Source organism: Novosphingobium sp. ES2-1 (assembly GCF_015169775.1).
Classification (GTDB): Bacteria; Pseudomonadota; Alphaproteobacteria; order Sphingomonadales; family Sphingomonadaceae; genus Novosphingobium; species Novosphingobium subterraneum.
Genome location: NZ_CP063445.1, coordinates 704,442 through 717,113, shown reverse-complemented (window position 1 = coordinate 717,113; position 12,672 = coordinate 704,442). Strand labels below are relative to the sequence as shown.

Below are 12,672 nucleotides of genomic sequence, written 5' to 3'. Positions count from 1 at the left end.
CGCTACAAGTTGATGGAACTTTCGCGCTCGCCCGGCAACTCGCGCTGAGGGTCGGACGGGATCATCGGCCAGCTCAGTGCGCGCAAGCCAACGCCTCCACCACGTCCTCCAGCCGTGCCGGATCTCCCAGTGCGATGACGTGACCGTCGGAACCTGCGTGCAAGGGATCGCCATTCCAGTCGGCCATCGTGCCACCGGCACCTTCGACAATTGGCACCAACGCGGCCCAGTCGTGAAGCTTGAGGTTCGCCTCACAGACAACGTCGAGCTGCCCCGTGGCGAGCATGGCGTAGTTGTAGCAATCGCCACCCATCACCATGCGCTTGTGATCGGTTTTCGCAGCAAGGCCCATGAAGTGCCCGCCATCGTGTTCGTCGAAATAATGCGGCCCGGTCGTCGCCAGCGTTGCTTCCGACAGTTCACGACAGATTCGCGTCTGCACCGGTTTGCCGTTAAGCGTAGTCCGCTTGCCCATGGCACCGACCCAGCGCTCCCCGGTGATGGGCTGGTCCAGCACGCCGAGCACCGGAAACCCTTCGACCACCAGCGCGATCAATGTGCCGAAGATCGGACGGCCGGCCAGGAAACCCGCTGTTCCGTCGATCGGATCAAGCACCCAGCTCCGACCCGACGAACCGGCGGTCGAACCGAATTCCTCGCCGATGATGGTGTCGCGCGGCACCTCTGCTGTCAGGATGCGCCGCATGGCCTCTTCAGCCGCACGGTCAGCCAAGGTTACCGGCGTAGCGTCGCCCTTCCGCTCGGCGGCTACTGTGCGGAAGTGCGGGCGAATGGCCTCCGCCGCCACGTCGGCGAGACGCATGGCAAGGGCGATGTCGTTTTCAAGCTTCATCCCCCGGCTCTGCCTGCTTTCAACCAATACGGTCAACCCGTACCACACGATTCGTCATTGGACAAACGCATGTCAGCAATTTTATGGGAGGCGTGACAAATGGCACGCATGGAAAGTTTCAGGGGCGCTAGGTCTGCGTGCGTAAATTGTCTTGGGGGCACGCTAGATGAGTCGCAGCAACAGGCCGGGCGTTGATCGCGCGATAGTTTCGCCGATCGCCACGCGCGATGGCCAGCCGATTTCCTACAGCCGGGCCCCGGCTCCCGACCTCGATCGCTGGATTGGAAGGCTCTACGTCACCATCGTCGGGACCCCGCCTGAACATCGCCTGGACTGTGGACTGTTGAGCGATTTCGCGTGCATCCGCATCCAGTTGCGCGGCAAGTGGGAGGCCACCACGGCGGATGGCGTGCGCACTTCCGAGCAAGCGGCAATGCTGTTCGGTCCACATTCTCGTCGGATGCCGATCAGCGTCACCGGCAGCTTCGTCAGCATCGGCATCTTCCTGCGACCTGGCGTCTGTCATGCGCTGCGGGGTCCGGACATTGCCACGCTGACAGACAGGCTGGCCCCTTTCGCCGATCTGGGGATGCCGGAGCAGCGCTGGTTAGACCTGTTCGATCCCGATGCGTCGCCGGAAGACTGGGTCAAGGCCATGGAATGCGAGATGCGCAGCCTGATCGCCGATCGCGCCGTGCGCGAGCCGGATCCGATTTCAGCCCACTTCGAGGCCGCCGCATTTGCCGATCCCACGATCAGCGTTGCACGGCTTGCCGAAAAGCTGGGCGTGACGCAGCGTCGGCTGGAAAGGATAGCTCACCGCGACTTCGGCATGCCACCCAAGCAGGTCTTGCGGCGTGCCCGCGCGCTCGACATGGCGAGTCACCTGCGCGGCGTGGCAGATCAAGAAGAGGCCGAGGCAATTGCCTTGCGCTATTATGACCAGAGCCACCTGATACGCGAATTCACCGCTCTGTTCGGGATGAGCCCGCGCCAGTTCGTCGACCGCCCTCAGCCACTTATGACGTTGGGCCTTGAAACACGGCAGGCCCGCAGGCTGGAGGAAATACGCAGGCTGGAACCCGGCGAGGTCAAGCCTTGGGAGTGACCAGCATTGCGCGCTTCCGCTTCACCACCTAGGCTCAGGCATGGCCAGGGCTGACCGTCTCGAACGTCTCGACAAACGCCGCTCCGAAATGGAAGCGGACTATCGCGCTGCGCTGATCCAAGCGCTTGAAGTGACCGCGGCGGGCAAGTGGGGCCTGTTCGATCACAACGCGGACAAGATGATGCGCGCCGCCACTGCACCGATTATCGACAACCTCACCGAGATTGCCGACGAGATCGCTGAGGCGCGCGAGGCCTTGTTCATGGAGCCGTTCACCCTCCACGACGAGTTCATGGCTTCCCGCGGCAAGCCTCCGGCCAACGCTGTGGGCGAGCCGAAGCAGGCTCGCGCATGGCTGGAGCGCCTGAAAAACGGCTGACTTGCGGCACGATCAGTCGAACAGGCTGGAAACCGAGCTTTCGTCGGCAATGCGGCGCACGGCCTCGCCGATCAGCGGGGCAATCGTCAGCACGCGGATGCGGTCGGAAGCGGCGGTCGCTTCGGTCGGCATGATCGTGTCGGTGATCACCAGTTCCTTGAGCGCGGAATTGCTGACGCGCGCCACTGCGCCGCCCGAAAGCACGCCGTGGGTAATGTAGGCCGAGACGCCCGCCGCGCCTTCGTCCATCAGTGCCTGCGCTGCGTTGCACAGCGTGCCGCCCGAATCGATGATGTCGTCGATCAGGATGCACATGCGGCCCTTGACGTCGCCGATGATGTTCATGACTTCGGACTGGCCGGGGCGGTCGCGGCGCTTGTCGACGATGGCGAGCGGCGCGTTGTTCAGGCGCTTGGCCAGCGAACGTGCACGGACCACACCGCCGACGTCGGGCGACACTACCATCAGTTCCTGCGTACCGTAGCGGGTCTGGATGTCGGCTGCCATCACCGGGGCCGCAAACAGGTTGTCGGTCGGGATGTCGAAGAAGCCCTGGATCTGGCCGGCGTGGAGGTCCACCGCCAGCACGCGATCGGCGCCTGCCTGCGTGATCAGGTTGGCAACGAGCTTGGCCGAGATCGGCGTACGCGGCCCGGGCTTGCGGTCCTGGCGGGCATAGCCGAAGTAGGGGACAACCGCCGTGATGCGCTTTGCCGAAGCACGGCGAAGCGCGTCGATGCAGATCAGCAGTTCCATCAGGTTGTCGTTCGCCGGGTAGGCGGTGGACTGGACGACGAAGACGTCCTCGCCACGGACGTTCTCGTGGATTTCCACGAAAACTTCCTCGTCAGCGAAGCGGCGCACGCTGGCGTCGGTCAGCGGCATTTCGAGATAGGCCGAAATGGCGCGGGCGAGCGGCAGGTTGGAGTTGCCGGCCATGATCTTCATTGCGTGCGATTCCCTCGGATTCGATCCCCAACGCGCCCTTAGCCCATGATGACAGCTTTGCAACTCTTGGCAGCCATGGGCGTTGCCGCCCAGCGAACAGTCCCTTAGGAGTTGGGCCATGGCCGATACGCTTCGCATCACCCTCGCCCAACTCAACCAGTCGGTTGGGGATCTTGCCGCCAATGTCACGGCTATGCTTGCCGTGCGGGAGAGCAACCCGGAATCGGACCTGATCGTCTATCCGGAACTGATGCTGATCGGCTATCCGCCGGAAGACCTGATCATGAAGCCGGCCCTGATCGAGCGAGCTGCCACCGAACTCGAAAAGCTGGCCAAGGTCACTGCAGATGGCGGCCCCGCCATGCTCGTGGGCTCGGTTTTCGTCCGCGATGGTGACCTCCACAATGGCGTCGCCCTGCTCGAAGGCGGTCGCATCGCAGCCACCCGCTTCAAGTACGAATTGCCCAATTACGGCACGTTTGACGAAAAGCGCTATTTCATGCCCGGCCCCTTGCCGGAGCCCGTGCTGTTCAAGGGCGCGATGCTGGGCTTGCCGATCTGCGAGGATATCTGGCACCCCGACGTCTGTCGCCACCTCGCCGACCTCGGCGCCGAAATGTTCATCTGCATCAACGGCAGCCCTTACGAGATCGACAAGGACGTGCTGCGGATCGACGGCGTGGCCAAGCGCCGCGCGATCGATACCGGCATCCCGCTGGCCTACCTTAACCGCGTCGGCGGGCAGGACGAGATCGTGTTCGATGGGGCGAGCTTCGTCGTCGGCCCCGAAGGCGCGCTGTGGGTGCAGATGCCGGACTGGGAAGAATCCGTCGTCACCACCGTCTGGACCCAGACCGCTGTCGGCTCCGGTTCGCGCTGGCGCTGCGAACCCGGCGTCGATCACGAACTCGCCGAGCATCCCGAAGACATCTACTGCGCCATGGTCATGGCCCTGCGCGACTATGTAAACAAGAACCGCTTCCCCGGCGTTGTCCTTGGGCTGTCGGGCGGGATCGATTCGGCGATCTGCGCGGCCATTGCCGTCGATGCTCTTGGCCCCGATCGCGTGTGGTGCGTCATGCTGCCAAGCCGCTACACTTCGCAGGAGAGCCTCGACGACGCTGCGGGTTGCGCGCAAATGCTCGGCGTCCGGCTCGACACTGTGCCGATCGCTCCGGCTGTCGATGCCTTTGACGGCATGCTCGCCCCGGTGTTCACCGGCAAGCAGCCCGACCTTACCGAAGAGAACATCCAGTCGCGCATTCGTGGCGTGACCCTGATGGCACTGTCGAACAAGTTCGGCCCGATGCTGGTCACCACCGGCAACAAGAGCGAAATGAGCGTCGGCTACGCCACGATCTATGGCGACATGAACGGCGGCTACAACCCGCTGAAGGACGCCTACAAGACCACGGTCTTTGCCGTGTCCGAATGGCGAAACGCGCATCGCCCGAAGATTGGCCTGGGTCCTGATGGCCCGGTCATGCCGCAGCGGATCATCACCAAGCCGCCAAGCGCCGAGTTGCGCCCCGACCAGAAGGATTCGGACTCACTCCCGCCTTACGACGTGCTCGATGCGATCCTGCAGGGGCTGGTGGAGAACGAGAAGAGCGTCGACCAGATCGTGGCCGAAGGGCATGACCGCGCGACCGTCAGCCGCATCGAACGGCTGCTCAACATCGCTGAATACAAGCGCCGCCAGGCCCCTCCTGGCGTGAAGCTGGGCGCGCGCAACTATGGGCGCGACCGGCGTTATCCGATAACCCACGGTTTCCGAACCGGAACCTGACATCCTCCATCCCGTAGTTGTTTTGTCATTCAACTATCTGGGAATATTCACGAATGCGCAAAAGCTCCCGCCTCAAGGGAAGCGGCTATCTGGTGTCGAGCGTCAGCGTCGTTCTGCTCGGCGTGCCCGCGCTCAAGTCCGCCCAAGACGAGCCACTGATGCTTGCTTTCATGCTTGCCGGCATGCTGCTGTCAATCGTCGGCATGGCCCTTCGCTGGCGATCCCACCGCGTAGCGGCGACTAGGGAATAGTTGCGAACGATTCGCATTGACCTGAGCCAAGCTCATGTTAACTTGCGAATCGTTCGCAAGAAAGGATGTGCAATGTCTGCAGGCCAGTCCTCCACCCGCTACTCCGCCCTGATCGACAGCATGGCCCGCCCACAGGACGTGCGCGGACTGTCGCTGAAGGGCCTGCACGTGACCATGGCGATGCGACTGTGTGCACTGTTTGAAGCCTCTGGCCGCGATCCCGTGCCCGACCTTGCCCAGCGCTACCGCTCCATCGAAGCGGCCTGCGCCGTCCACGGGCTCGTGCAGACGATCAAGCAGGTCTGGCCCGAACCGTTCCTGGTCAACCGCCCCTGTTGTCTTGCCATGACGCCGGACGAGACCACCCTTGCAGCCCTCGCCCGCGCCGCCGTCTCGGGCAAGCGGGAAGCCTTCTCGGAAAGCATCGCGGGCTTTGTCCGCGCTGACCGCCACGAAGCGCTCTACAACGCGACGATCCATGCCGTGGCGCTGATACCCTAGAGTCCCCGGCCTTCCCCTTGCAGCAGCGGCGCGCTAGGGCAGCGCGCATGACCACGGTAACCCGCTTCGCTCCTTCGCCCACCGGCAAGCTTCATGTCGGCAACGTCCGCACTGCGCTCCACAACTGGCTTCTGGCGAAGAAGACCGGCGGCCGATTCCTGCTGCGCATCGACGATACCGATGCCGAGCGCAGCCGCGAGGAGCATGTCGATTCCATCCGTGCCGACCTTGCCTGGCTCGGCCTGACCTATGACGGCGAGGAGCGCCAGTCGCTGCGCACCGAGCTCTACGAGCGCGAGTTCCAGCGTCTGGTCGACGCGGGCCGCATCTACCGTTGCTACGAGACTGCACAGGAACTGGACCTCAAGCGCAAGATTCTGCTCGGCCGCGGCCTGCCACCGATTTACGATCGCGCCGCGCTCAAGCTGACCGAGGCGGACCACGCTGCGAAAGCCGCTGCGGGCGAAACCCCTCACTGGCGCTTCCTGCTCGATCACGAACAGCCGATTACCTGGGAAGACGGTATTCGCGGCCCCCAGAACTTTGATCCGCGCCAGATGTCCGACCCAGTGATCCGCCGCGCTGACGGCTCCTGGCTCTACATGCTCCCCTCGGCAATCGACGACATTGCCATGGGCATTACCGATGTGCTGCGCGGCGAAGATCACGTCTCGAACACCGCCACGCAGCTTCAGATGTTTACCGCTCTTGGTGCCGGGCCTCCCCGGTTTGCCCATGAAGCGCTGCTGACCGGAAGCGAGGGCAAGCTGTCCAAGCGCCTCGGCGCATTGGGGATGGCCGATTTCCGCGAACAGGGCATCGAACCGGAGGCAATTGTCGCCTTGCTCGCCCGCCTTGGCACGTCCGATCCGGTCGATCCGTCACTCGATGCTGCTGCACTGGCTGAGAACTTCGACCTGTCCCGCTTCGGCCGCGCACCGGCCCGCTTCGACGAAGCCGACCTCCACCGCGTGAACGCCCAGATCGTTCACCGCCTGCCATACGCCCGCGTTGCCCATCTTCTGCCCGAAGGCATGGGCCAAACTGCTTGGGATGCCATCCGCCCCAATCTCGCCCATATCGACGAGGCGAAGGACTGGTGGCAGGTCGTAACCGGACCGGTGACCGTGCCTGCGTTCGACGAGGAAACCCGCGCCTACCTGGCGCAAGCCGCCAAGGTTGCCATCACACTCGACTGGTCTGCCGAGCCGTGGCGCGCATTGACCAGCGCCCTCAAGGACAGCACCGGCCGCAAGGGCAAGTCCCTGTTCCTGCCGCTGCGTCAAGCGCTGACGGGCCATGACCACGGACCCGAAATGGCCGCCCTCCTGCCGCTGATCGCGCAGGACGAGGCAGTGCGGCGGCTGAAGTTTTAATTTCCAACCCGCTCGTCCTGAGCCTGTCGAAGGACGCTGGCATTGCGCCGGATGCTTCGACAAGCTCAGCATGAGCGGGCTCAAGTCAATCATTGACAAGCTCGGCGCCAATGAAAAAGGGGCGGCAGCCGTCAGGCCCCGCCCCTCTTTTCTTGACCAGCAGTCCAATCAGGCAGCGACGACCTTCGCTTCCTTGATCACGCCGGGGTTCGCCGGCGGCTCACCCTTGGGCAGCGCGTCGATCAGGTCCATGCCGCTCTCGACCTGGCCCCACACGGTGTACTGCTTGTCGAGAAAGCGTGCATCGTCAAAGCAGATGAAGAACTGGCTGTTGGCCGAATGCGGATAGCTCGTGCGAGCCATCGAGCACACGCCGCGGACGTGAGGTTCATCGTTGAATTCGGCCTTGAGGTCTGGCTTGCTCGAACCGCCCATGCCGGTGCCCTGCGGGCAGCCGCCCTGCGCCATGAAGCCCGGAATCACGCGGTGGAACTTCACGCCGTTGTAGAAGCCCTCGTTCGCCAGTTCCTTGATGCGCTCGACGTGGCCGGGGGCCAGATCGGGACGCAGCTTGATCACGACATCGCCGGAATCGAGCGTGAGGACCAGTTTTTCGTCAGCCATTAGTCGCAATCCTTGCTTGTTTGCGCGCCGATATAAGGCTTCCGAAAATAAAGTCACGCATAGGTCTGCCGACTGGTTGCAATTGCCGCATCAGCCGGTAACCCGCCCCTATGGAGCGCGACGACGACATCATCGACAGCCTGCTCCCCGACGTGGACGATGCGCCCGCGCCGGCCGAACCCTCGCGCAATTCCGAAAGCCTTGACGAGGAGGACAATACCCTTCGTCCCAGCTTCGTCCGCCGCGTCGCCGAGGCACTCGAAGCCGGTGACGACGAGACCGTCTACAATCTTGTCGAACCGCTCCACCCGGCCGACATCGCCGACCTTTTCGAGCTGATCGACCAGGATGACCGCGTCAAGCTGGCCCGGGCGATCAACGACCTCATGGGCGGCGAGGTTCTTGCCGAGCTCAACGATCACGTCCGCGAACTGCTGGTCGAAGAGCTCGAGCCCGAGGAAGTCGCCGACCTAGCCGAGCAGATGGAGACGGACGACGCCGTCGCCCTGATCGAGGACCTCGACGAGGAAGACCAGCAGGCCGTCCTTGCCGAGATGGAACCGGAAGATCGCGCCGCGATCGAATCCGCACTGTCCTATCCGGAAGAAACCGCCGGCCGCCTGATGAGCCGCGATCTTATCGCGGTGCCCGAGGCGATGACCGTCGGTGACCTGATCGACTATCTGCGCCGCGACGACGAACTGCCCACCGAATTCTGGGAAGTGTTCATCGTCGACCACAAGCACCACCCGGTCGGCACCTGCAGCCTTTCATGGATCCTGCGCGCGCCGCGGAGCGTTCCGCTGGCCGACGTGATGAAGCGCGACCAGACGCTGATCCCGGTCTCGATGGATCAGGAAGAAGTCGCGCTGCGCTTCCAGAAGTACGCGCTGATTTCAGCCGCGGTGGTGGACGAAAGCGGCCGCCTCGTCGGCCAGATCACCGTCGACGATATCGTCCACATCATTCAGGAAGAGGCGAGCGAGGACATCCTGCGCCTGTCCGGTGCCGGCGATGGCGACATCAACGAGCCGATCCTGCTCACCGTTCGCACCCGGCTGACCTGGCTGGTGGTCAACCTTGGCACGGCGCTGGTTGCCGCCTCGGTCGTCGGCATGTTCCAGGGCGCCATCGCCCGCTTTGCCTTGCTCGCAGTGCTGATGCCGATCGTGTCGGGAATGGGCGGCAATGCCGGAACGCAGACACTGGCCGTGGTCGTGCGCGCAATTGCCACCAATCAGCTGACCAGTTCGAACACGATACGCATGATCCTGCGCGAGTTGCGAATCGCGGCCACCAACGGCGCGGCGCTGGGTATCCTGATCGGGCTGGGCACGGGTCTCCTGTTTGCCAACCCGCTGCTCGGTGCCGTCATCGGCTTGGCCATGGTCATCAACAACCTTGTGGCCGGCCTTGCCGGTATTCTTGTTCCGGTCACGCTTGATCGGCTCAAGGTGGATCCGGCTGTCTCTTCGGCCGTATTCGTGACCATGGCGACCGATGTCATGGGCTTCTTCTCGTTCCTCGGCCTCGCCGTGCTGAGCGGCCTTGCCTGATCCGGAAGAAGTTTCATGCCCCTGCACATGACCAAGGTGGCCTACGGCGCCCAATCACTGGCCGAGATCCACGAATGGTTCTCGGACACCGGCCGTCGCGGTGGCGCGAAAGTTGCCTATCTCACCACGCGCAACCGCCCGAAGCGCGCCGAGGAAATGATCGGCGGCTCGCTTTACTGGATCCACAAGCATCAGCTTGTCGCGCGATCGGAGATCGTCGGTTTCGAGGAAGCCGAAGGCGGCCGCACCAACATTGTCGTCAGCACCCGCCTGATCGATGTCCACCCCAAGCCCCGCCGCGCGCATCAGGGCTGGCGCTATCTCGAAGAAGCAGATGCCCCGGCCGATCTGGGTGACGGAGAAGCGGGCGAAGTCCTGCCCGCCCAGATTGCTTCGGAACTCGCCAAGCTTGGATTGGTCTAGGCTTTCCCGGCCGCTTCGCGAGCCAGGACCTTGCGGATCAGGTCGCTGTAGACTTCAGGCTCCTGCGCGCCGGGCACAATCAATTTGCCGTTGATTACCACCGCCGGCACGCCTGTGACGTTCCAGTCCCAAGCCTGCCGCTCCTCGGCGGTGACGATCGCATCGATCTGCGGGTCGATCATCGCCTGCAGCGCGTTAAGCCGTGGCAGGCCGACGCTCTCTGCAACCTCGGCCAGCACTTCCGGGTCAGACACGTTGCGCCGCGCCTGAAAGTGCGCGTCGAACAGCGCGCGTTTGAGCGCCTGCTGACGCTCCGGCCCGAAAGCACGCAGGGCCCAAGTCAGTAGCCGGTGCGCCATCCGCGTGTTCCACATCATCGCGGGTGGAGCATCACCTTCGCCGGTGTAATCGAACGAATAGCCCGTGCGCTCGGCGGCCTGCCGCATGGTTTCGCGCACGCCTGCCGACTGCTCTGCCGTGCGGCCATACTTGCGCTGGATATGCGCGGCTTGCTCCTCGCCTTCCTCGGGCATGTCGGGGTTGAGCTCGAACGGATGGAAGCGCACGGTCGCATCCACTTCGCCGTCCATGCTGGCCAGCGCCTTGTCGAGCTGCTTCAGCCCGATCACGCACCACGGGCACATCACGTCCGACCAGATGTCGAGCGTGACATTTGCAGGCGCGCTCATTGCGACAACCACCACTTGAGCAGGTGATGCGCCACGGCGAACGGCGGCGGCGCAATGAAAGCGCCGTCCTCGGCACCACTCATCGCATAACGGACTTCCTCGCGGGTGAACCACCGCGCGTCATCGAGTTCGGTCGCGTCGATGGTGATTTCCCGCTGCGTGGTGAAGGCGTGGCAAGCAATCATCAACGACGAAGGGAATGGCCAGGGCTGGCTCGCCACATAGCGCACCTCATCTACCTTCACCCCTGCCTCTTCCTGCACCTCGCGGCGAACCGCGTCCTCAAGGCCCTCCCCCGGCTCGACGAAACCCGCCAGCGCCGAATAGCGCCGGGGCGGAAAGCGTGGCTGACGGCCGAGCAGCAGTTCGCCCTCGCACTCGACCGTCATGATTGTCACCGGATCGACACGCGGAAAGTGTTCGCTCTTGCATGCCTCGTTGCTGCAGGTACGTTGCCAGCCGCCCTTGGCCAGCCTCGTCGCCGATCCGCAGCGAGCGCAGAAGCGGTGCCGCGCATGCCAGTCGACCAGGCTGCGCGCTCCGCCATAGATCGAAAGGTCGCCCGTCGAGAGTGATCCCATCGCCGCCCACAACCGTGGATTGGGCGGCGCAACGCTTCCGACGATCGCCGGCGTCACCTGTGCAAAACAGCCGCGTCCATCTTCGCTCAGACCAAGGAACACCAGTTCCGCCTCTGGATCGGCATCGGCCAGCGTGCCCCAATCCAGCCCGCCGTCGGGCGCGATCACCGGATCGATCCCTTCCAGCCGCAGCAGCCGCGCGCGCCAATTCATCAGGCTGCCCAACTTGTCCGCATCGCCACGAATGTGATCGGCGCGGTCGAGTCCGCCGCCAGCAAATGCAATCGTCGTGTCCATCAGGCTGCGGCCTTCTTCCCCGTTACGTCGGCCAGCACGGCCTTCGCGAATTCCCTGTGCACCGGATAGGCATCTGACGGCATGTATTGAGTATAGACTCCCGCCCGCAGCCCGACCCGGTAATTGACGAAGCCCACAGTGCCTGCCGCCCCGGCCCAGCCATAGGTCCCGGCATCCTCGCTCAGCCCCACCGAACCGCCGGCGCCAAAGCCGTTGCCCTTGATAAAGGCCTGCGACAGGTCTGTGCCTGCCGGCAGGAGATTGCTGGTGCCGAGGCGCACGGCAGCCTCGCTCATCACCTGCCTGCCATCGATCCGCCCGAAGCCCAGCAGCATCCGCAGGAATCGGTCATAGTCGCGAGGGCTTGAAACCAGCCCTGCCCCGCCGAACGGATAGGGCGGCTGATCGAGATAGATCGACGCCTTGGCCGGATCGATCGGCAGCAAGGCACCCCCCACCGCGGCGTAGTTCGTGGTCAGCCGCCCCACTTCGCTCTCGGGCACACGGAACCAGGTCGAGGTCATGCCGCAGGGGGCGAACAGCCGCTCGGCCAGAAACACGTCGAACGGCTTGCCCGATGCCACTTCGATCACCCGCCCCATGAGGTCGAGCGCAACCGAATAGCTCCACACCGTACCCGGCTCGTAGACCAGCGGCATCGTTGCCAGGACATCGGCGAACTCGGCAAGGCTGCCCAGTGGCTTGGGCGCATCCATGCCCGGAAGCCGCATGCGGCTGGCCTGCCCCGGCACAAGCCCCGCGTTGATGTATGCGTCCTTGATCGGGCCCTTCTGGATGATCGAATAGCCAAGACCTGCGGTGTGCGTCAGCAGGTGCCGAACCGTGATCTGTGACCTTGCCGGGCACAGATCGGTCATCGAACCGTCAGGCGTGACCTGAACCTGCATCTTGCCGAAGGCAGGCAGCAGATCGGCAATCGGTTGGTCGAGCCGGAGCTTGCCTTCATCCACCAGCATCATCGCCGCCATTCCGGTAATCGGCTTGGTCATCGAATAGATGCGGAACAGGCTGTCCATCTCGATAGCTGGCGCCATCCCCTTGGCTAAAGTGCCGCGGGCGATGTCCATCGGCGCCTCTCTTGCCCCCCAGCCCAGCGCCGCGATCATGCCGGGCAGCTTGCCCGACGAGACATAGCCATCGAGCATTCCCGCAACCGTCGGAAAGCGCGCTTCCGCCGCAGCGCTTGCCCACGCCATGCGCGGCAAGGCCATGCTTCCGGCGACCAACCCGAGCGACCCGATGAACCCGCGCCGCGAAACCGAAATCTGCTGCATTG

At 63.9% G+C, this 12,672-nt stretch carries 14 protein-coding genes; 8 read left to right on the top strand and 6 right to left on the bottom strand.

Annotation, left to right across the window (positions count from 1 at the left end; all coding sequences use genetic code 11):
* Positions 1-73 precede the first annotated feature (73 nt).
* A complete protein-coding gene (locus IM701_RS03540; RefSeq protein ID WP_193827804.1) occupies positions 74-853 on the bottom strand; it encodes an inositol monophosphatase family protein in 780 nt (259 codons plus the stop codon).
* A gap of 166 nt (positions 854-1,019) precedes the next feature.
* On the opposite strand from IM701_RS03540, the gene IM701_RS03535 reads away from it, so the two are divergent.
* Both IM701_RS03535 and IM701_RS03530 read left to right on the top strand, forming a co-directional pair.
* The gene (locus IM701_RS03535; protein ID WP_193827803.1) at positions 1,020-1,961 is read left to right on the top strand and encodes a helix-turn-helix domain-containing protein; all 942 of its coding nucleotides are present in this window, start codon (positions 1,020-1,022) and stop codon (positions 1,959-1,961) included.
* Between the two features lie 40 nt (positions 1,962-2,001).
* Positions 2,002-2,340: a hypothetical protein gene (locus IM701_RS03530; RefSeq protein WP_193827802.1), complete on the top strand. Its 339-nt coding sequence runs from the start codon at positions 2,002-2,004 to the stop codon at positions 2,338-2,340.
* 12 nt (positions 2,341-2,352) lie between these two features.
* Here the strand turns inward: IM701_RS03530 and IM701_RS03525 are convergent, their stop codons facing one another.
* On the bottom strand, positions 2,353-3,288 hold the full coding sequence (locus tag IM701_RS03525) for a ribose-phosphate pyrophosphokinase (protein ID WP_039332738.1): 936 nt from the start codon (positions 3,286-3,288) through the stop codon (positions 2,353-2,355).
* A 118-nt stretch (positions 3,289-3,406) separates the two neighbouring features.
* On the opposite strand from IM701_RS03525, the gene IM701_RS03520 reads away from it, so the two are divergent.
* The 4 genes from IM701_RS03520 (at position 3,407) to gltX (ending at position 7,205) form a co-directional block, all read left to right on the top strand.
* Complete coding sequence (locus tag IM701_RS03520) at positions 3,407-5,077, top strand: NAD+ synthase (RefSeq protein ID WP_193827801.1); 1,671 nt, start codon at positions 3,407-3,409, stop codon at positions 5,075-5,077.
* A 53-nt stretch (positions 5,078-5,130) separates the two neighbouring features.
* The gene (locus tag IM701_RS03515) at positions 5,131-5,328 is read left to right on the top strand and encodes a hypothetical protein (RefSeq protein WP_039332734.1); all 198 of its coding nucleotides are present in this window, start codon (positions 5,131-5,133) and stop codon (positions 5,326-5,328) included.
* A 72-nt stretch (positions 5,329-5,400) separates the two neighbouring features.
* Positions 5,401-5,829, top strand: a complete 429-nt coding sequence (locus IM701_RS03510) for a hypothetical protein (RefSeq protein WP_193827800.1) — start codon at positions 5,401-5,403, stop codon at positions 5,827-5,829.
* A gap of 47 nt (positions 5,830-5,876) precedes the next feature.
* Entirely contained in the window at positions 5,877-7,205 is a 1,329-nt protein-coding gene (gene gltX / locus IM701_RS03505; RefSeq protein ID WP_193827799.1) for a glutamate--tRNA ligase, read from the top strand.
* Positions 7,206-7,373: 168 nt separating this feature from the next.
* Here the strand turns inward: gltX and IM701_RS03500 are convergent, their stop codons facing one another.
* A complete protein-coding gene (locus IM701_RS03500) occupies positions 7,374-7,829 on the bottom strand; it encodes a peptidylprolyl isomerase (protein ID WP_039332729.1) in 456 nt (151 codons plus the stop codon).
* Between the two features lie 110 nt (positions 7,830-7,939).
* Here IM701_RS03500 and mgtE point away from each other — a divergent pair, with 110 nt between their 5' ends.
* Together mgtE and IM701_RS03490 are read left to right on the top strand one after the other, a co-directional pair.
* The gene (gene mgtE, locus IM701_RS03495) at positions 7,940-9,385 is read left to right on the top strand and encodes a magnesium transporter (protein ID WP_193827798.1); all 1,446 of its coding nucleotides are present in this window, start codon (positions 7,940-7,942) and stop codon (positions 9,383-9,385) included.
* A gap of 15 nt (positions 9,386-9,400) precedes the next feature.
* On the top strand, positions 9,401-9,808 hold the full coding sequence (locus tag IM701_RS03490; RefSeq protein ID WP_039332725.1) for a DUF1489 domain-containing protein: 408 nt from the start codon (positions 9,401-9,403) through the stop codon (positions 9,806-9,808).
* Here the strand turns inward: IM701_RS03490 and IM701_RS03485 are convergent.
* From IM701_RS03485 to IM701_RS03475, 3 genes are read right to left on the bottom strand one after another with little or no spacing between them, the layout of a single operon-like run.
* Positions 9,805-10,497, bottom strand: coding sequence for a DsbA family oxidoreductase (locus IM701_RS03485; RefSeq protein WP_193827797.1), 693 nt, complete (start codon positions 10,495-10,497; stop codon positions 9,805-9,807). The two genes, IM701_RS03490 and IM701_RS03485, sit on opposite strands and share 4 nt — an antisense overlap.
* Positions 10,494-11,375: an NAD(+) diphosphatase gene (gene nudC / locus IM701_RS03480; RefSeq protein ID WP_174544594.1), complete on the bottom strand. Its 882-nt coding sequence runs from the start codon at positions 11,373-11,375 to the stop codon at positions 10,494-10,496. The genes IM701_RS03485 and nudC overlap by 4 nt, the downstream gene beginning before the upstream one ends.
* Complete coding sequence (locus IM701_RS03475; RefSeq protein ID WP_193827796.1) at positions 11,375-12,670, bottom strand: serine hydrolase; 1,296 nt, start codon at positions 12,668-12,670, stop codon at positions 11,375-11,377. Before IM701_RS03475 ends, nudC begins: the two co-directional genes overlap by 1 nt.
* Positions 12,671-12,672: the final 2 nt, after the last annotated feature.

Bases quoted from the DNA above. Each gene is read 5' to 3' on its own strand.
- IM701_RS03540 (WP_193827804.1), bottom strand. From the start codon at position 853: ATGAAGCTTGAAAACGACATCGCCCTTGCCATGCGTCTCGCCGACGTG.
- IM701_RS03535 (WP_193827803.1), top strand. From the start codon at position 1,020: ATGAGTCGCAGCAACAGGCCGGGCGTTGATCGCGCGATAGTTTCGCCG.
- IM701_RS03530 (WP_193827802.1), top strand. From the start codon at position 2,002: ATGGCCAGGGCTGACCGTCTCGAACGTCTCGACAAACGCCGCTCCGAA.
- IM701_RS03525 (WP_039332738.1), bottom strand. From the start codon at position 3,288: ATGAAGATCATGGCCGGCAACTCCAACCTGCCGCTCGCCCGCGCCATT.
- IM701_RS03520 (WP_193827801.1), top strand. From the start codon at position 3,407: ATGGCCGATACGCTTCGCATCACCCTCGCCCAACTCAACCAGTCGGTT.
- IM701_RS03515 (WP_039332734.1), top strand. From the start codon at position 5,131: ATGCGCAAAAGCTCCCGCCTCAAGGGAAGCGGCTATCTGGTGTCGAGC.
- IM701_RS03510 (WP_193827800.1), top strand. From the start codon at position 5,401: ATGTCTGCAGGCCAGTCCTCCACCCGCTACTCCGCCCTGATCGACAGC.
- gltX (WP_193827799.1), top strand. From the start codon at position 5,877: ATGACCACGGTAACCCGCTTCGCTCCTTCGCCCACCGGCAAGCTTCAT.
- IM701_RS03500 (WP_039332729.1), bottom strand. From the start codon at position 7,829: ATGGCTGACGAAAAACTGGTCCTCACGCTCGATTCCGGCGATGTCGTG.
- mgtE (WP_193827798.1), top strand. From the start codon at position 7,940: ATGGAGCGCGACGACGACATCATCGACAGCCTGCTCCCCGACGTGGAC.
- IM701_RS03490 (WP_039332725.1), top strand. From the start codon at position 9,401: ATGCCCCTGCACATGACCAAGGTGGCCTACGGCGCCCAATCACTGGCC.
- IM701_RS03485 (WP_193827797.1), bottom strand. From the start codon at position 10,497: ATGAGCGCGCCTGCAAATGTCACGCTCGACATCTGGTCGGACGTGATG.
- nudC (WP_174544594.1), bottom strand. From the start codon at position 11,375: ATGGACACGACGATTGCATTTGCTGGCGGCGGACTCGACCGCGCCGAT.
- IM701_RS03475 (WP_193827796.1), bottom strand. From the start codon at position 12,670: ATGCAGCAGATTTCGGTTTCGCGGCGCGGGTTCATCGGGTCGCTCGGG.